A 19232-nucleotide genomic window follows, 5' to 3' on the forward strand; every position below is an offset into this window, starting at 1 on the left:
TATCTAAAAAAATAAATTTAAAGTAATCCGCAATTCTAATAGTGATTAATAATCAAGGACCACTTATGCCCAACGATACACGCCCACAGACAGGTCAAGAAGCACTTGAGCTTTTAAAAGAAGGTAACGCCCGCTATGTTGATAGCCTTACCAGCACGGATCCATGTATGCAACGCCGTCCAGAGCTAGTCAGTGATCAAGACCCTCTAGCTATTATTTTGGGTTGCTCAGATGCACGTGTACCGGTTGAGATTGTGTTTGATCAAGGTTTAGGTGATTTATTTGTCATTCGCGTGGCGGGTAACGTGGTTGCCCCTTCACAGATTGGCTCAGTTGAATTCGCTGCCGAAAAGTTCGGTACCAAGCTGGTTGTGGTGCTGGGACATTCACATTGCGGTGCGGTCACAGCCTGCGTAGAAGCGCTTATCAATCCTGAACAGAACTATTCACCTAACTTGCAATCTATCGTCGACCGTATTCGTCCAAGCGTTTATAACTTGCATGAACTTGCGACTGCCAACGGTCAAGATGTAGATGCGGACGAGCTAGTCGATCGCTCTATAAGTGCCAACGTGCGTATGTCGGTCAGTCAGCTCAAGCATGGTTCGCGAGCGTTAGAGGACTTAGCTAACAGTAATCAATTACTTATCGTTGGTGCAGAGTATGATTTAGAAACAGGGAAGGTGCGGTTTTTAGACAGCTAATCAATATGTTTGATTGAGCATATTAAAGGTATGCTCTTACAAAACCCTATCAATAATTCCGCCGTTTTTTATTATGATGAGATGGTCATGCAAGTCATTGTCACAGTGATTTGCTATCTTTTAGATTTTACATTCTGTTAAATATTAGGATAATTATGTCTACTCTAGCGTCTACTTCATCTGCTAACTCAGCAACTGATAATAATGCATCAACCGTCGCTCAGCCAGCTAGCAGCGTAACTACAGCTGGCGTTCAGCCTATCTCCGCGCAGACTTCAGGCTTTACTTTTAACCATACTATGCTGCGGGTAAAAGACACTGCTAAGTCGTTAGCGTTTTATACTGGCGTACTCGGTATGACTTTGCTGGCGGTAAAGAAATTCCCTGATATGGGATTTGATTTATATTTCTTAGCCAAGCTTACCGATAGCGAGCGTGAGAATTTGCCTGCTGGTAATGATTTGGAAATCTTTGCGTTCCGTCAGCGCGGTATTTTAGAGTTGACCCATAACTACGGTACCGAAACGAAAGCTGACTTTAGTTATCACGATGGCAATGGTGAGCCACAAGGTTTTGGACATATTTGCTTTAGCGTGCCTAGTCTTGATGAAGCGGTAGCTTGGTTTGATAGAAATAATGTCGAATTTAAAAAACGCCCAGAAGATGGCAGTATGAAAAATATCGCCTTTATCAAAGACGTTGACGGCTATTGGATTGAGATTGTACAAGCCGATTTGATGGGCTAGATTCTAGACATGTGAAAAATACATATGAAAAATAAAGGTGCTGATGGATATAAAGGTACTGATGAACATAAAAGTTAAATAACTTAAGGAGTGACACCTGAATGCCTACTTCTGAGGCAGACCCTACGTTGAGTGCTGAGACTGCTGCTACAACGGCTGATGCGCTGACGTATCAAAGCATTATCGATTCCGCAAATGGCATCCTGATTGGCTTTGTTGAGCGTATACCGTATTTTGTGGCTTCGATTATCGTTATCCTAATTTTTTGGTTTCTATCGATTGTCTTCAAAAAAATCGTCTATAAATTATTAGGAAGTCGTAGTCGCCATCAGAACTTAGTTAAAGTGTTTCAGCGGGTAGGCGGTGCACTGATTATTTTCATTGGTTTTATGATTGCGATGGTTATAGCTGTGCCAGGATTTACGCCTACCAAGCTGATTGGTGCACTCGGTATTGGTTCGGTCGCCATTGGTTTTGCTTTTAAAGATATTTTTCAAAACTTACTATCTGGTATTTTGCTACTTATCTCAGAGCCATTTCGTATCGGCGATCAGATTGTCTCAGGGGATTTTGAGGGCACAGTTGAAGATATCAAGATTCGTGCGACTACCATTAAGACTTATGATGGTCGGCAAGTGGTTATTCCAAACTCGGATTTGTATACTTCAGCATTGACTGTCAATACCGCCTATAAGCAACGCCGTTTACAGCTTGCAGTAGGGATAGGATATGCAGATGATATCAATGAAGCCAAAGCTGAGATTATGCAAGCATTGAGCCGAGCTGATACGGTGTCCAAAGAAGCAACGCCAACTATTATCGCAGTCAACTTAGGCGATTCAACTATTGATCTAATTGTGCGCTGGTTCATTGATGATGGCACTCAAGCTAATAAAGTGGCCTCAATAGACCAAGTTTTAATTGAAGTCAAGACTGCACTCGATGCAGCTGGTATCGATATGCCGTTCCCTGTACGTACTCTGGATATGAGTGATCCATCGGTAAAAGCTATGGTAAAATCGTTGAATAAGCAGAATGATGCAAGTAAAGATCAAACCGAGACTACAAGCCTTATTACGGAATAGCTGGCCTCACAGATTTCAAATTTAAGCCAATAAAAAACCACCATTATCATCATGATATGGTGGTTTTTTTATTTCTCTACTAATCAAGAAGATGATTAATCTTCTTTCACTCTAAAGTCTGTATGACAGGATTTGCAGCTGTCGCCAACTTGTCCAATGGCAGGCATCACATCCTCGACACTAGTCGCTGTTTGTGCGGCAGCACTTAATTCAGAGGTTACTTGTTGAAAATTATCTGCTTCAGCACGAAAACCATCAACATTACTCCAAACGGCTTCAGTTGCGTTACCAGCGGCTTCTGCATTTGCAAAATGGCTCCAAGGGTTTTTAGCTTCCTCTGCTAAGAAGGTAGCTTGCTCTTTAAATACGTCAGCATCAAAAGTGTCTGGCTCTTTAGCCATACCACCTATGACTTTCATCGAATCGCCATAGTTTTTCATAATATCTTGGCGTGCTTTAACATCAGGGTCAGCTGGCGTGCTACAGGCTGTTAGACCGAGGGCAGCTGCCATTAATGTAATGCCGAAGATAGATTTTAATGATTTATTAGTATAAACCTGTGCCATGTAAATTACTCCTTTAAAATTGGCTAATAAAACAGATAGGCGCGTTAGCAAACGCTGACCTCAAATTGAAGTGTGACTGTCTACTATGCAAGCTCAACTGCTGCCTATGAGCAGTCGTTTATGAAATGCAAATCTTGATACTGTCTTAGTTTCCAATATCTTAATTTTCCATATCAGTATTTATTGTTACCGTACTCTCTCAATGTAACCGTGATAAGAGAAAGCCTTGTAGGTTACTTCAGTGCAATTTTGTAAACACATGTAACTCTAAGACTAGGCTCATTATAGCTGATAAGCCAGCGAGTAAAAATTATAAGTGATAAACAATGCTTAAAATGCTTGAATAGGAAAGACTTAAACAATAAAGGCCAGCTATAAAAGCTGACCTGTTTTAATATTAGAAAAGACTAGGAAGTTAACCAATCTCGTGGTTTTAAGTAAAACTCAGTCAATTCAAACTCAGGAGTACCTTCCATCGGCTCGAAGCGGTAATGCCAGCTAGCAAGCGGTGGCATACTAACTAAGATAGACTCAATGCGCCCATTACTTTGTAGACCGAACAGCGTACCGCGATCGTAGACCAGATTATATTCAATATAGCGTCCACGGCGATACAGCTGGAATTCACGTTGTTCGTCAGTATAGGGTGTTTCTTTACGCTGCTCAAAAATAGGCATAATACCGTCAAGATAGCCGTTGCCTACGGCCTTCATAAAGTCAAAGCAGGTCTCAAAGTCCCAGCCACGGCTCTCTGTATTGACATCATCATAAAACAAACCGCCGATGCCGCGTTGTTCATCGCGGTGACGCAGATGGAAGTACTCATCACACCATTGTTTAAAGTCAGGATAGACGCTATCACCAAAAGGCGCGCATAAGTCATGACAGACTTGATGCCAATGGACGCAGTCGGCCAGTACAGGATAGAACGGCGTCAAATCAAAGCCACCACCAAACCACCAAATAGGGTCTTCACCCTCGGCTTCGGCGACAAACAGACGCACGTTAGCATGGCTGGTCGGGACGTTTGGGTTTTTGGGATGGACGACCAGTGACACGCCCATGGCTTGAGCTTTACGACCAGCAATATCAGGATGACGGGCAGTGGCTGAAGCTGGCAAGTTATGGACGTGAATATGACTAAACATCACGCCAGCTTTTTCAATGACTTTGCCATCTGCTAAGACGCACGAGCGCCCGCCACCACCTTCAGGGCGATCCCAATCATCAGGGACAAAAGTCGCATCACCACCGCCGTCACGCTCTTGCGCTTCTAATGCTTGGCAGATACGCGCTTGCAAATCGACTAAAAACTCACGTACGCGCGTGATGTCACTAGGAGATGGAAAGATTTGACTGTCTTTAGCGTCAGTTGTCGTTGTACTATTTATGCTAGGAATGCTCATAAAAACATCTATAATTATTGGGTGTGTTGGTAATTCTCGGTGTGTTTCTTAGGGATTTTTGCTGATAGTAACTTTACCTATGCTGATAGTAACTTTATCCATTCAGGGGCAATTTATTCAGATGTATGCAATCTACTCAGGTATATCTTATTTATTGAGATGAGCTTCAGTATAGAACTCTTTATCAAAAAGATGACCCATGCGGTCACGTTTGGTCGCTAGATAGTCAGCATTGCTATCATTAACGCCAACGACTAATGGAACACGTTCGATCACATTGACACCATTTTCGCTTAGATAGGCCACCTTATCAGGATTATTAGTGATAAGACGAACCTCATCAACCCCTACGTGGGCGAGCATAGGACTACACATATCGTAGATGCGGGCATCAGCGGGTAGACCTAACATGAGATTGGCATCTAGGGTATCATGGCCTTGATCTTGTAAGGCATATGCGCGGATTTTATTGGTTAGACCAATACCGCGACCTTCTTGACGCAGATATAAGATAGCACCGCAGCCAGTTGCTTGTATTGCTTGCATGGCGGTATTGAGCTGTGCACCGCAGTCGCATTTTAACGAGCCAAAAGCATCGCCTGTCAAGCACTCAGAGTGAATACGGACTAACGGGATGGGGTGATCTGCTAATTTATGCTGTTCATTTGTAGGAGCTGTTGGCGCGGCGTTTTCTTCTAACAATGGGTTTACCACTGGTAGACCGACGGTAAGCATTACATGCTCTTGACCGTCTTCATTTTCAAATACATGAAGATCAAACTCGCCGTGACGAGTAGGTAGTTTTGCGCTGGTAATAAATTGATATGACATTGATGTCCTGCATAGGCCGATCATCGTGGCGGTAGATAGTGTAGTGGTCATAGCCATGTCGTAATGACTATGTTGTAATAACTATATCCTAATAAATATATCGTAATAACTACGTTTTTCAAAAACTATGTGCTGTAACAACTTGATGTTTGATTAGGTGTATTAATAATTAGATGCTTAATAACTAGGTAAATAATCTATGTGTTTGTAACATCTATGTTCATGATAACCATCTGGTTATCGTTTTATAAAGCTAATAATGATAGCATCCTAATCGCGTTTGTAAGAAAAACACACAAAGTTCACAGACTACGCACGATGATTAAAGCGACAGTTTAAAAAAAATGCTATTATGCCATACTATTTTAACGGATACAGTGACAAGTCTTTGCCCTTACATTACTGTATCGTCACTACTACATAGTAGGCAGTACATTATTATTAATATAGTCATTAGAGTTACTATTATATAGCGCCTCTAATAACGGTGTATTTAACAAAGCATGTAAATACTTTCATGCAAATACTAATAAACAGTGGCGATGCGCTAAGCATATCGTAATCTATAACCAATGCCAGCATATATTGTTTTGCTGTTAGCGTTGTAGATGGTTTCATAATACCGTATTAATATGATAACGGTGTATGGCGATATAGTAAGATAGCGCCTTGTCAGCAGATTGGTAGGTATCGTACGATTTATGCAGCAGTCACCTTATTTTTCACAGTCTCAGTCAGCATCTGTGTCACCCCATACGTCGCTATCTACGCCATTAGCTACTGACTCTGCTGCACACCTATCAGGCTTGCAACAGACGTTCACGCAGATACCGCGTATGCGTCCTAATGCACCGTTGCTTGATGCCATTGATGCACCTTCAGACATTCAGAAACTCACTACTGAGCAATTAATAGTGCTGGCCGATGAGCTGCGCTTGTTTTTATTGTATTCAGCTGGTCAAAGTGGTGGACATTTTGGGGCAAATTTAGGCGTGGTTGAGTTGACCATTGCATTGCATTATCTGTTAGATACGCCTAAAGATCAGATCGTTTGGGATGTAGGGCATCAAGCTTATGCCCATAAAGTACTTACTGGTCGCCGCGATAAGCTAAGTAGTATTCGCTCTAAAGGCGGCTTGACTGCTTTTCCTGAACGCGCAGAATCTGCCTATGATACCTTTGGCGTTGGCCACTCATCTACCTCTATCTCAGCAGGTTTAGGCATGAGTTTGGCGCTGCGCTATCAAGGTCGTCCGCAGACGGTCGCTTGTGTGATTGGTGATGGGGCGATGACTGGCGGCATGGCTTTTGAGGCTATGAATGATGCAGTACAGCAAGACGCTGATTTACTAGTCATTCTAAATGATAATGACATGTCAATATCATGCTCTATTGGCGGATTTTCACGGCATTTAGCGATGCTATGGGAGTCGGGCTATCAAGTTGATATCTCAGATTCAGGTGTGCCTGTATTGCGTCATCGTCCAAACATGCAGGCGTTTGACCGACGTAAGCGCCATAGCGAACATCGTGATGTGCCGCAGCTAGAAGACAATCTATTTAAAGCAATCGGTTTTACTTATTTTGGGCCATTTGATGGTCATAATATTCCTGAGCTACTGCGTGTGTTGTCACTTGCTAAGCAGGTAAAGGGCCCAGTATTAGTACATATCTATACGACTAAAGGTAAAGGCTTTGCACCTGCTGAGGCTGATCCAGTCGGTTATCATGCAATTAGCAAACTACCTGCTGAGGATATCGTTGCCTGTGACTTTGATAAAGATAAAGCTCCTGTTAAAAGCAAAGCTTCTGAGAGTAAGGTTTCTGGGTTAAAATACTCGCAGGTATTTGGCCAGTTCTTATGTGATAAAGCAGCACAAGATGATAAATTATTAGCGATTACCCCAGCCATGGAAGAAGGCTCAGGGATGATTGACTTTGCTCGTCAGTTCCCAGAGCGTTTCTTTGATGTGGCAATTGCTGAGCAGCATGCAGTCACCTTAGCGGGCGGCATGGCAACCCAAGGCGTCAAGCCGATAGTCGCTATATACTCAACCTTTTTGCAACGTGGTTATGATCAGCTTATTCATGATATTGCCTTACAAAATCTTGATGTAACGTTTGCGATTGATCGGGCTGGTCTTGTTGGTGAAGATGGCGCCACGCATGCTGGCGTGTTTGACTTGGCTTTTTTGCGCTGTGTCCCTCACATACTGATTGCCGCGCCAAAAGATGAAAATGAGTGCTATCATTTGCTGAATACTTGTTATGAGTATCAAGGCAGCACGGCGGTACGCTATCCACGCGGAACCGGAACTGGCGCGATGATAAGTCGTCCAGCGCAGAATTATAAGATAGGTCAAGCCATTGTAGAGTCAGTATTAGGCGCTAGTAATGCCCCTAAAAAGCTCGCGTTATTGGCCTTCGGTACGATGGTTGCCACTGCTGAGCAAGCTGCCAAGATACTAACGTCTGACAGTGCTAATAGCGATTGCCAAGTACAAGTCGTTAATATGCGTTGGGTAAAGCCATTAGATACCAATTTGCTTGAGACCTTAATTGAGCAAGGCGTGACTCATATTGCGACACTAGAAGAGCATATGATTATGGGCGGTGCAGGCAGTGCCGTAAATGAATACTTGCTCAATGCTTCTGCTGCGTTTGCCACTAAGCGTCCAGCAATCTGCAATATTGGTATTCCTGATCGCTTTATCGCCCATGGTTCCCAAGCAGAGCAATTAGCTGATTGTGGTTTGGATACAGATGGTGTGGTTATGCAGTTACAGCGTTTATTGTCTTAAGCGAAAGTAAAAAACTCTGGATTAATTCTTTAAGATAACTTGAAGAGATGTACATTAAAAGATGTTGAAATTGAAGTAACGCCTACTTGCCGTAGGTGCTCATTGTTTTACAGCTTGCGTAATTTGTGATGGCAGCCATTAAAGATGGTAAGCTTCGTATTTATGGTCGTTTTTATTTTTTTATAACGCTTTTAGTATGATACGGTCAGTCTTTTTAAGATCGTATAGGTGTAGCGTAATATGGCAGACAATTGGTGTGCCGTTTACGTATGTAGATGTAATATCAGTAGTATTCATTCGTTTTATTCATTCATTAAGTAGATAGGTTATTTATGGAACCCATGGTTGTCATCGCAGCGCGTACTGCCGAAAAAGTTGGTGCAGAAATTTTATACGCGCACCAAAACCGCCACAAAGTCGAATTCGAGACTGAGTCAAAAGGTCTCGATGGCTTGGTGACACGCATCGACCGCTATAGTGAAGAGCTGACCATTGCGACGCTAAAGAACAGCTATCCGAATCATTCGTTCTTGGGTGAAGAGTTTGGTATGCAAGAAGGTCGCGGTGAAGATGCTGATTGGTGCTGGATTATTGATCCGCTAGATGGCACCAAGAATTTTGTGCACGGTATACCGCAGTTTTGCGTATCGATTGCTGTACAGCATAAAGGTGTCACCCAACATGGTGTGGTCTATGATCCTGTCCGTGATGAGATGTTCTCTGCCAGTCGTGGTAAAGGTGCGCGTTTAAACCAGCGCCGTATCAGTGTTAGTGAACGCAAAACCATCGATGGTGGTTTATTTGCGATTGGTCATCCTCTTGAGCGTAAGCGTAATGGTGAAGTCATCTCTTATGCCAAAGAGCACTTTGAAAGCCTACAAAAAGTATCTGAAGCAGGCGGTCAAGTGCGCCGTTTAGGTTCAGCAGCGCTTGACTTGTGTTATGTGGCTGCAGGCCGTTTCGATGGTTACTTTGAGATGTCTATCAAGCCATGGGATATCGCAGCGGGTGAATTGATTGTATCAGAGGCACGCGGTGTAGTGGTTGATCATACAGGCGCACATAACTCTATGAAGTCAGGATCTATCTTTGCTTGTAACATAAAACTATTAAAACCATTGATGCAAGTAGTCGTGCCATCATGGGGTGATGCAGTATAGTTTTTTTGAGCGTTGATGTTTAAGTATTTTGATATTAAAAAGCTGATTCCATAAATGGAGTCAGCTTTTCTATTGCTTCTTAATAAGAGGGTAATGCTAACGTTATTCGCGCAAGCCTAAGTGTTTCTCTTTGCTAATGTTTTCTAATACATCGATTTCTTCTTCAATCAAGCATAGCATATCTTGTACATGTGGTAGCAGCTTGCTACAGGCTGTAATACAAAACTCTACTTTATCTAAATAGCTGGCAAGGGTGATATTCATGGCCTGCCCATCTAATATAATAGATGCTGGATACAACGCTTTGAGCGGTGCTCCATTCCAGTACAAGGGTTTTTTGGCACCAGGTACGTTAGAAATAATAAGATTAAAGGCTTGTTTTTTGGGAAATAACCCTGTCAATAGATTAATACCTTCCCACGCATAGGCGATCGCACTGTAGTTAATTACTTGCGCCTGATTCATACGTCGAAACCGACGTTTACCACTGTTCATACTACCGTGAATCAACTGTAACCTACGTACAGGGTTGTCTAAATGAGTCCCTAGGTTCGCCAATACAAACGAAATTTGATTGCCCGTTGCACTATCATCACTGCGTAGTGACATCGGCACAAAAGCAATCAGCGGTTTGTTGGGTAGGGCATCGAGTTTTAGTAGGTAACGTCGAATTGCGCCAGAGCAGACGGCAAGAATGACATCGTTCATACTGACGTCGAGCTTATCAGCAATATCGTTAAAGCGCTGCATGTCATAAGATTGTGCCGCTATTCGCCGCGATGCAGAGATACGCTGGTTCAAAATACTCATCGGAGCATCAAAGGTACCAACGTAATCATCTTTGCCATGATGTTTAAAATTGTCCATCAGTTCGGTAAATACTGGCTTAATAGTAGACAGCTGCTCCTTTATAATGCGAGTTGCAGAGCGACCAGCTGGTATCAGAGCGTCAACTTGATTACGATGGCGCGCCATCAATGACCATACTGGTAACGTCATTGGTTCAGTAGGTGACTGCGAAAGCGACTTTTGAACAAGGCGCATAGCAGCAATGCCGTCAACCAACGAATGATGAATCTTAAAATATAGGGCAAAGCGCTCAGGACTGTTTTCAGTCTCTGGTTGAATACCTTCGATAACATGGCATTCCCACAACGGCATAGCGCGATCTAGCAAACGCCCATGTTCTTTTGAGACATACATAAGTAGCTCACGGACACGTGCAGGCCTTGGCAAGGCGACATGGCGAAAGTGATGTTCAACATCGAAATCCTCATCTTGCTTCCAAAATAATAAACGCTCAAGTACCTGATTGAATGGAAAGCTCGGTGGCACTTTGGATGTTTGCATTTGTTGTACCAGCTGATACACAAAATCGCTATCTGCACCTTGGGTATCGGCTGGTAGTTCAAACAAAAATAAGCCACCCACATGCATGGGCTGCTTACGTGATTCCAGAAGCAAAAATAATTGATCAACTGCTGTTAACAATCGCATGGCGTGTCCTCTAAGGTCAATGGGCTGCGTGTTATAAGTGGCCTGACGGCGCATCGATATGAACAGCGGTTAAATTAAATATAGAGCCAATTATATTTTAAAGCACTTTATTAAAAAGTACCTTATTGAATAACGTTTTACTAAAAGGCATCTTACTGAAAAAAGTACCCAGTTTGCGGTGAGCTGGCAGTCGCCATCTTACGCATCGGCATCCGTCCTGCTAAAAATGCCTCGCGACCTGCCCAAACTGCATGTTTCATGGCGTGTGCCATCATGACTGGATTCTGTGCATTAGCAATCGCTGAATTCATTAAGACTCCATCACAACCAAGCTCCATCGCGATAGCTGCATCAGAGGCAGTACCAACGCCAGCATCGACTAATACGGGCACTTTAGCGTTTTCGATAATTAGGCTGAGTGTATGGCGATTAAGTAGCCCAAGACCAGAACCAATAAGGCTACCAAGCGGCATAATCGCCACACAGCCCATACTTTCTAACTCTTGCGCGACGATAGGGTCGTCTGATGTGTATACCATTACTTCAAAGCCATCATCAATCAGTACTTTTGCCGCTTTTAAAGTTTCCATAATATTAGGGTATAAGCTATTTTCATCACCTAATACTTCAAGCTTTACTAGATTATGACCACCTAATAGCTCACGAGCAAGCTTACAAGTACGAACCGCGGTTTCAGCATCAAAGCAACCGGCAGTATTGGGTAAAATTGTATATTTATCAGGCGAAATCACATCGAGTAAGTTAGGCTCGTTACTGTTTTGGCCAATATTAGTACGGCGAATAGCGACAGTAACAATTTCAGCCGCTGATGCTGCAATAGCTATCCCTGTCTCATTCATATCTTTATATTTGCCAGTACCTACCAGCAGCCGTGACGAAAACGTACGACTACCAACGGTAAAAGTATCTTGAACAAGGGCTGGGTTTTCAATAGCAGTTTGAGTCGTAGCTTGGGACATATCTGAAATCCTAATAACAGGCGGACTATAAAAGATGAAAAACGTAGGTAACAATAATAACAATAAGGTGAGCAGTACAAAGTTAGCACGCAGAGACGATGATAATATATGCTCATCGAATTGTGACACAGCGTAAAAGCTTTGTTAATGACATAAAACAAAGTGTTATTATAACAAAATCATAAGCGCTTACTGACAATCTTTACCCAGATTGTTCATTTAGGTGCCAGACATTTATGTTAAACATTCGCTACTTATTGTAGATGCTTATGTTTAGTTTAAACGTTGATCCTTACTTAAGACACTAGGCGCTTATTATTTGTTTATCACATAGATTATCAAATTTTTTACCACTCATTCTATCTTTATCAGGTCGTTTTTATGATGCAACTGCCATACAGTTTTGCGAAACGCCATCAGCTCTTAGTTATTTTAGCTATTGACCCTGAGCTGCCACCGACGCTGGTATTAACCAAGGCCACACCACTATCTGCTATCAATGAAGCAGTGCGGTTTTTGCAGCAGCAAGGGGTGCGCGGTGTGCCAGCTTATGACAGTGTCAGCGCGGATGAGTTTGAAAAACGTATGAATGTCGCCTACGCTGGTAATACAGGCGAATCACAACATATCGCTGCTGGGCTTGAAGACCATCCTGACCTTGATAGCTTGGCAGATAGTGTTCCTGAGACCGAAGATTTGATGGATCAGCAAGACGATGCACCTATTATTCGTCTGATTAATGCGCTGTTGTCTGAAGCTATCCGTCTCAATGCCTCAGATATCCATATCGAAACTTTTGAGAAGCGCCTAGTGGTACGCTTTCGTGTCGATGGTGAGCTCAAAGAAATCATCACGCCTAAACGTCAATTAGCGCCACTACTGGTTTCACGTATTAAAGTAATGGCCAAACTCGATATTGCTGAAAAACGCGTGCCGCAAGATGGACGTATTAGCTTGCGATTGGCAGGACGCGAAGTCGATGTGCGGGTATCCACGTTGCCTTCAAGCTTTGGCGAACGAGTCGTGATGCGACTGTTGGATAAACAAGCAGGTCGTCTCAATATGACTTATTTAGGGCTTTCGGATAATGACTATAGCGAGCTCAAGCGCTTGATTCATCGTCCGCATGGCATTATTTTGGTGACGGGTCCTACGGGTTCGGGTAAAACGACCACCCTTTATGCCGCATTGACTGATTTGAATGATCAAACTCGTAATATCTTAACTGCTGAGGATCCAATTGAATTTCAGCTTGATGGCATTGGGCAGACGCAAGTTAATAATAAAGTCGATATGACCTTTGCCAAAAGCTTACGGGCGATGTTACGTCAAGATCCAGACGTGGTAATGGTAGGGGAAATACGAGACATTGAAACCGCTGAGATTGCCGTACAAGCATCACTGACAGGGCATTTGGTACTATCAACCTTGCATACCAATACCGCTATCGGCGCGGTGACACGTCTGCAAGATATGGGTGTAGAGCCGTTCTTATTATCGTCCTCGCTCATTGGCGTAGTCGCGCAGCGCTTAGTGCGTACGCTTTGCGCGCATTGTCATACGTGGCAGCTGGCTGATTCTGAACAAGCCAAATTATTTACAGAGATTGGTATTGAGATAGATTCTAAAACGTCGGTAGAGACAGCGATTAAACTACCCAAACCAGTAGGTTGTGATAAGTGTAATCAGTCTGGGTTTAAAGGGCGGACAGCGATATATGAAGTCGTACCGGTGGATGATACTTTGAGACGGATGATTCATAGTAATACTGCAGAATATGAGCTGGAGTCCTATGCACGGCAAAAGACTCCATCGATTCGTGCTGATGGATTACGTAAAGTTATAGCGGGGCAGACGACATTAGAGGAAGTATTGCGCGTAACCAAAGAAAGCGCCCTAACAGATGACGCTATCTTGATTTAAATTGTCGGTTAAATTGCCAGCTTAACCTTTGGTTTCATGGTCGGCTGACAATATTTTGTGAAACATTAACTGTCAGATATAGGTTGCTCAAGTGAACCGGCTAAAGTAATTAGCTTAGTTGCTTAGTTGCTTAGTTGCTTAGTTGCTTAGTTGCTTAGTTGCTTAGTTGCTTGTTTATATAAGCATTGATATTATTTAGCTGCCATACATTCTACTTCAACACTAGCGCCGGCGGCCAAGTCTTTGACACCAAAGGCTGAGCGTACAGGATAAGGCTTGGCAAGCTCAGTTTTATAGACTTCATTAAACGCGCCAAAATCATTCATATCGGTCAGCATCGCCATACATTTGACAATATCTGACTTCTGGTAGCCGTATTTTAGTAATACTTCGTTGATATTATCTAATGTTTGCTTGGTTTCTGCTTTGATACCGCCTTCAACCAACTTGCCATCTTTAAAGCCAATTTGTCCTGACATATATAAAGTGTCACCAACACGTACTGCGCTAGAGAAAGGGTAATCGCCGCCATCACCCAAAAAAACAGGTTTGGATTTGGTCATAGTAGCTGTGCTAGTAGACGTGGCTGGAGCAGCGTTTGCGGTGACAGTCAGTCCAAGTGCACAGGCTACCACTAGTAAAGACTTAGATAGGTTGACAGTAAATTTATTGCTGAATTTAGACATCATTTTCTCCTTGTTATTGACCAATTAACTATTAAATACACTGTACAAAGTTTATTAAGGTAAATAGCGCATTATAAGGTTATAGAGCTATTATTTACTTCATTATTGATGGTTAGCAGTTTCAGTCTCGTTTTCAGTTTTATCTTCAGCAACAGTCACTTTTTTTTGTGACTTGCCTTGACGGCGTGCTTCTAATTCAGATTTCGGTACCCATGCCCATGTCATCTCAACGGTGATGGGCTCACGTACGCTATCAGACTCGCGATCATTGATGACGCATGGTATGACCATCTCACCCTTGGGCGTATTTAGAATATCTAAGCGTTGTTCATCACTTAAAGTAGCAACCGCAGCGATTTGACCTTTTTTGAGCGGACGATAAAAATTTACAGAGTAAGACTTAATCAGTAACACCCGATCAGCAGGTAGGTTTAATCCCAAAATAAAACCGGTGGCAGTCTCGGCAAGTAGAGTGACGGCAACCGCATGGATTGAGCCAATATGGTTCTGTACAGCTTTGTTGTTATTTAAACTCACAATCACTTGATTGGGTTCTACAGTTTCGTAGTAGACACCCGTTGTGCCCACATAAGGTACGACTTTGCCAAAGGCTTTAGATAGAATGGTCGAGCGTGCGCCAGCAGGTAAATACTTGGTAATAGCTAAAAGCTTAGTAAACTGATTGCTTATAGGTTTGAGTTTACTAGGATTCATCGGGACATTTGCTTGAGGGGTTAAGGCGTCGGATATCTTTTCAGGTAACTTAGCTGGTATCTTGGTCGGTAGTTTAATAGGTAGCTTATTTAATAATCCTGACATACAAAGTTCCTCAAATTAATCTGTTTGGGCATTTTTGAATAATGGATAAAGCAGGGCAAGCATAATCATAACAATAGTATAAACTTGCATCTGGCTATCATTAGTACCATAAACGACCACGCTCACAAAATAGTAGTAACGTAACCAATGGAGCGTTGTACACCTTACCTATCTGGTTCTTTATCAATCGCTTTGAACGCTGAGTTAAGCTATGAATGACGTATCAATTAACAGCCCTACCAATATTATATACACCGGTGTAGCAGGCACAGGGAAGACTTATCGATTGCTACAAATCGCCAAACAGTATACTTATCATTTGCCGATGATAGACAGCAACGAGCTATTGTCGCAATTATTATATGAGCTTAGTTGGCGTGATGTGGTGTGCTTAATCTTTTTAGACTTTAAGACTCAGCACAAAGATTTAGTAAAGGTACCTGAAATCGTCAATCACGAGTTTTTTATTGCAAAAGCCGCGCAAAATGAGCGTGAAAAAAACTTAAGCAATACCGCATGGTCGGTGCTGCAAATGCATAGTCCAGCCAGCTCAAAGACAGTCACTTATAAAAACCGCGCAAATCAAGCGTACTTCGATAAAGACGAAAGCGGGGCATGGCATTTACTACCAGACAGCGTGTCGCTATTAATAGGATTATCACAGCAGCTGGCCGAGTTTCGACAGGCCCAACGAGAAAATCAGGCTGTACAAAAGCAGTGCTATAGCATGGTCAGCTTTCATCAAGCATATGGCTATGAAGAGTTTGTCGAAGGTATTCGCCCAGTTATTAGCGCCAATGAATACAGTGGGCAGGGTGCTCAAAACAGCCATCAAGAAGTTAGTAACCAAATGCGTTACGAAATCCAAGACGGCGCTTTCTTAAAGCTTTGTCAACGCGCCGCCAATGATCCTGAACATCGTTATGCGATGCTGATTGATGAGATTAACCGCGCCAACGTGTCGCGAGTATTTGGGGAATTACTTAGCCTGATCGAGGCGGATAAACGCAATGGACAAGCGAACGCGATGCAAGTCAATCTAGCGTATTCTGGAAGGTCGTTTAGTGTGCCTGCCAATGTTGATATTTATGCAACGATGAATACGCAAGACCACTCTTTAGCACCGCTCGATATGGCGTTACGTCGGCGCTTTCGCTTTATAGACTGTTCCCCACAGCCTGAGTTATTACAAGTTATCAATGTTTCTAACCACAGCTCTAAAAGTTTAGAAGATGATAAGTCATCAGAAACGATAGATTTAGCTAAGCTGTTGTCGGGCTTAAACTATCGTATCATTCAAACGTTGGGACAAGAGGTGCAGTTGGGTCACGCATTTTTATTTTCGGTAAGTAATTTGGCACAGCTGCAAACAGTATTGGTGGAGCAAATCATCCCGCAATTGGCCCAAGCGACTGGCGGTCAAGTAGCTTTATTGCAGTATTTATTTAATGATGAGCAACAGCCAACTGCCGTACAATTTATCCAGGATAGTCAAAGCAACCTGTATCAACAGCCAGATATGGCTAATCAAAGCTCTATGTTTGCTGGTCAAAATGCATTTGTAGGCTCAACGATGGGAAATGCTGGCTATATCATAAACCCAGATCTTCTCGCACAGACTGGCGAGTTTGCTAAGCCCCATATCTATCAGCGTTTGTATTGATTTTAATGAAAAGTATCCTAATGAACAATAACGGCAACAGAGCTGTTTATTCCACCTCAAAATCGTTTCCTGACTTAAAAACGTCGGGTAACGCTATTATGAGCGTGTTCGAACATCAGCGTTTAGTTTCAGCAGACTTTTCTGTAGTAGCTGATTTTGCTTGGCTATTGGCGCAAGATTTTACGGTATTTACTATTCAGCGTCAGCGTGGACAATGGCAGCTTAAAGTAGGTCACTATATTGGTGTCATTATGCTACCAAGTGGCATCACGCTTGAGATATTGCCCAAAGCGGTTGCAGGATCGCAGGAAAATAATCTCACGCAAAACGATAAAGTCATGCAGGCACGTCAGTGGGTACAACTGATGTTGTCTGATTTGACCGCTGGATCTAACACAAATAATAAATTGCCGCACACAAAAAACTTAGGACAACTGAGCCACCATCTCGCTCCCTTATCTACACAAACGCCGCCGCTATCGCAATGGTTAGTCACGCAGTTTTTACAGTTACTGTCCGATTATCAGCCTACCAAGCATTATCAGACCCAAATTCATAATCAAACAATGCTACAGGGTAAGCTGCTCATCAAAGAACAGCTCAAGCGTAATAGCCATCAACCTCATAAGTTTGCCTGTGAAGTAAATCATTTAAGTACGGATATGCTCGCCAATCGCCTAATCAAAAGCGCTTTGGTTTTTCTTAAGCAGCTGGCAGGCTCGCATCAGGGTTATGACTCGCAATCAATATCGCTGTCTGCGGTACTCATGTCTAAGTTGGTGTCTTGGCGACAGATCACTGTGCTTAGCTACTATGAGCTACAAAGGTTGGATTCTCTATATCAGATGGCAAAGCAGCAGATAAGGTTACAGCCGTTGACTAGGTTGCAGCTACAATCTGCGCATAAGCTACTAGATTTAGCTTATTGGCTACTCCAGATGCAGCATTCAAGCATGCCTGCAGGCAATGGCATCAGCCATCAAAGCAGCCAATTGCAATTATGTTTATTGATTAATATGAATCAAGCGTTTGAGCAGTGGGCAGGCCAGCGCGTTGCTGAACTGTTTAATCAGTCTGGTGGCATTAACCAACCTCTGTATCAGACATTTCATCAGCAAAGAGGGGTTTGGCTTAGTGACCCTACAGGACAGACTTGTCTGTCTATGCAGCCGGATTTACTGGTTTATGACTCGTCCGCCCATCAGAGTAGTGAAAAAACACATCTGAGTAAAGATGACAACGCACGTCGTTGTAGTCATGTCATCGATATTAAATGGAAGCATCTATCTCATGCACGCGACATCAGTGCCAACGATGCTTATCAGCTGACCAGCTATGCGCAAGCTTACCAAGCAGAGCAGGTTTGGCTCGTCTATCCGGTCACAGATGATGCTCGGCGACCAGTCGCACTGCGGCAGTCTGCAAATTCTATAGACTTAGAGCAGGCGACATTATGGCTAATGCCCTTTAATGTCACTACTGGCGCGCTTAATAGCGGGCCTGTATAAAGTTACTCAATATTTACTTAAAGAGGTATAAACAATAAAAACAATTACTTAGCTAAAATTATGCAGATTTATTAAAATAACTAGAAATAGGTGTTGACACCAAGGTCTATAAGCCTTAATATGTGCACCTCGATAGCGAGGAACATTAACCAGTTAGTGGCATTGCCAATAACGAGTTAACTAACAAAACTATCGTGATAATAGAGAATTTCGGAGTGTGGCGCAGTTTGGTAGCGCATCTGGTTTGGGACCAGAGGGTCGTAGGTTCGAATCCTATCACTCCGACCATCTATTTTAAGAGCCTTACAGGCTTTTTTTTATGTATAATGGTTTAGTTTCTGATATTATAAGTTTACCAAAATATGTAAAAGTCCTCTAAGAGCGCCTGTAGCTCAGCTGGATAGAGCATCTCCCTTCTAAGGAGGTGGCCGCAGGTTCGAATCCTGCCAGGCGCACCATTTAGCCTGCAAATCTTGCCTTTTTGGCAATAGTTATGGCGGTTGTAGCTCAGTTGGTAGAGCCCCGGGTTGTGATCTCGGTTGTCGTGGGTTCGAGTCCCATCAGTCGCCCCAATTTTTATTTGATACCCTTCTGTTTATATCTTTTTTTACAAACTAATTGCCCTCGTTGGCATTTTTTTTCGTCTGCGTTTTTTGTATCTTTACATTCCCTTCTATTTTTGGGCTATTTTTTGATAGCTTAATGATATTATTTCGCCTATTGTTTGATGATAATCCTCATTTTTTTCTTAAGGCAGTTAACTGTTTATTAACGCTTAATTTCTTCTTAGATTTTTTCTTAATATGCTCGTTGAATAGTATTCATCGAGAACTGTTGAGTATTTAAACTAATTTAAA

At 42.7% G+C, this 19232-nt stretch carries 15 protein-coding genes and 3 tRNA genes; 11 read left to right on the forward strand and 7 right to left on the reverse strand.

The genetic code is table 11. The features are described 5' to 3' along the window. Positions 1-65 precede the first annotated feature (65 nt). From ACTQ9S_RS06030 to ACTQ9S_RS06040, 3 genes are all read left to right on the forward strand, one after another. Complete coding sequence (locus tag ACTQ9S_RS06030; protein WP_068034100.1) at positions 66-704, forward strand: carbonic anhydrase; 639 nt, start codon at positions 66-68, stop codon at positions 702-704. A gap of 299 nt (positions 705-1003) precedes the next feature. Beyond that, on the forward strand, positions 1004-1450 hold the full coding sequence (gloA, locus tag ACTQ9S_RS06035; RefSeq protein WP_440454526.1) for a lactoylglutathione lyase: 447 nt from the start codon (positions 1004-1006) through the stop codon (positions 1448-1450). A 101-nt stretch (positions 1451-1551) separates the two neighbouring features. Beyond that, the gene (locus tag ACTQ9S_RS06040; RefSeq protein WP_440454396.1) at positions 1552-2535 is read left to right on the forward strand and encodes a mechanosensitive ion channel family protein; all 984 of its coding nucleotides are present in this window, start codon (positions 1552-1554) and stop codon (positions 2533-2535) included. A 95-nt stretch (positions 2536-2630) separates the two neighbouring features. Here the strand turns inward: ACTQ9S_RS06040 and ACTQ9S_RS06045 are convergent, their stop codons facing one another. The 3 genes from ACTQ9S_RS06045 to ribA all read right to left on the reverse strand — a co-directional run bounded on the left by ACTQ9S_RS06045 (position 2631) and on the right by ribA (position 5338). Continuing rightward, positions 2631-3101 carry a c-type cytochrome gene (locus ACTQ9S_RS06045; protein ID WP_440454398.1) on the reverse strand — a complete coding sequence of 157 codons (471 nt, stop codon included), beginning with the start codon at positions 3099-3101 and terminating at the stop codon, positions 2631-2633. Between the two features lie 407 nt (positions 3102-3508). Next, entirely contained in the window at positions 3509-4507 is a 999-nt protein-coding gene (gene hemF, locus ACTQ9S_RS06050) for an oxygen-dependent coproporphyrinogen oxidase (RefSeq protein ID WP_440454400.1), read from the reverse strand. 147 nt (positions 4508-4654) lie between these two features. Then, entirely contained in the window at positions 4655-5338 is a 684-nt protein-coding gene (gene ribA / locus ACTQ9S_RS06055; RefSeq protein WP_440454402.1) for a GTP cyclohydrolase II, read from the reverse strand. Positions 5339-6039: 701 nt separating this feature from the next. On the opposite strand from ribA, the gene dxs reads away from it, so the two are divergent. Both dxs and ACTQ9S_RS06065 read left to right on the forward strand, forming a co-directional pair. Next, positions 6040-8139 carry a 1-deoxy-D-xylulose-5-phosphate synthase gene (gene dxs / locus ACTQ9S_RS06060; protein ID WP_440454404.1) on the forward strand — a complete coding sequence of 700 codons (2100 nt, stop codon included), beginning with the start codon at positions 6040-6042 and terminating at the stop codon, positions 8137-8139. A 332-nt stretch (positions 8140-8471) separates the two neighbouring features. Continuing rightward, positions 8472-9299 carry an inositol monophosphatase family protein gene (locus ACTQ9S_RS06065; protein WP_068034112.1) on the forward strand — a complete coding sequence of 276 codons (828 nt, stop codon included), beginning with the start codon at positions 8472-8474 and terminating at the stop codon, positions 9297-9299. 102 nt (positions 9300-9401) lie between these two features. Here the strand turns inward: ACTQ9S_RS06065 and ACTQ9S_RS06070 are convergent, their stop codons facing one another. Then, a complete protein-coding gene (locus ACTQ9S_RS06070; RefSeq protein ID WP_068325666.1) occupies positions 9402-10796 on the reverse strand; it encodes a WS/DGAT/MGAT family O-acyltransferase in 1395 nt (464 codons plus the stop codon). A 152-nt stretch (positions 10797-10948) separates the two neighbouring features. Continuing rightward, complete coding sequence (locus tag ACTQ9S_RS06075; protein ID WP_068325667.1) at positions 10949-11776, reverse strand: thiazole synthase; 828 nt, start codon at positions 11774-11776, stop codon at positions 10949-10951. 381 nt (positions 11777-12157) lie between these two features. Here ACTQ9S_RS06075 and gspE point away from each other — a divergent pair, with 381 nt between their 5' ends. Beyond that, positions 12158-13699, forward strand: a complete 1542-nt coding sequence (gspE, locus tag ACTQ9S_RS06080) for a type II secretion system ATPase GspE (protein WP_440454405.1) — start codon at positions 12158-12160, stop codon at positions 13697-13699. A 191-nt stretch (positions 13700-13890) separates the two neighbouring features. Here the strand turns inward: gspE and ACTQ9S_RS06085 are convergent, their stop codons facing one another. Further along, a complete protein-coding gene (locus ACTQ9S_RS06085; protein ID WP_068034120.1) occupies positions 13891-14385 on the reverse strand; it encodes a RidA family protein in 495 nt (164 codons plus the stop codon). 102 nt (positions 14386-14487) lie between these two features. Then, positions 14488-15204, reverse strand: coding sequence for a DUF4442 domain-containing protein (locus tag ACTQ9S_RS06090; RefSeq protein WP_440454406.1), 717 nt, complete (start codon positions 15202-15204; stop codon positions 14488-14490). A 211-nt stretch (positions 15205-15415) separates the two neighbouring features. Here ACTQ9S_RS06090 and ACTQ9S_RS06095 point away from each other — a divergent pair, with 211 nt between their 5' ends. From ACTQ9S_RS06095 to ACTQ9S_RS06115, 5 genes are all read left to right on the forward strand, one after another. Next, a complete protein-coding gene (locus ACTQ9S_RS06095) occupies positions 15416-16867 on the forward strand; it encodes an McrB family protein (protein WP_440454408.1) in 1452 nt (483 codons plus the stop codon). Positions 16868-16965: 98 nt separating this feature from the next. Next, positions 16966-18375 (forward strand): McrC family protein, encoded by a 1410-nt coding sequence (locus ACTQ9S_RS06100; RefSeq protein ID WP_440454410.1) that lies wholly within the window; start codon positions 16966-16968, stop codon positions 18373-18375. 211 nt (positions 18376-18586) lie between these two features. Further along, positions 18587-18663 (forward strand) — tRNA-Pro (locus ACTQ9S_RS06105). A 93-nt stretch (positions 18664-18756) separates the two neighbouring features. Next, positions 18757-18833, forward strand: a tRNA-Arg gene (locus ACTQ9S_RS06110). 38 nt (positions 18834-18871) lie between these two features. Beyond that, a tRNA-His gene (locus tag ACTQ9S_RS06115) sits at positions 18872-18947 on the forward strand. Positions 18948-19232: the final 285 nt, after the last annotated feature.

Origin of the sequence: Psychrobacter sp. ASPA161_9, from assembly GCF_051970275.1 — a bacterium.
In the GTDB taxonomy this organism is placed as follows: Bacteria; Pseudomonadota; Gammaproteobacteria; order Pseudomonadales; family Moraxellaceae; genus Psychrobacter.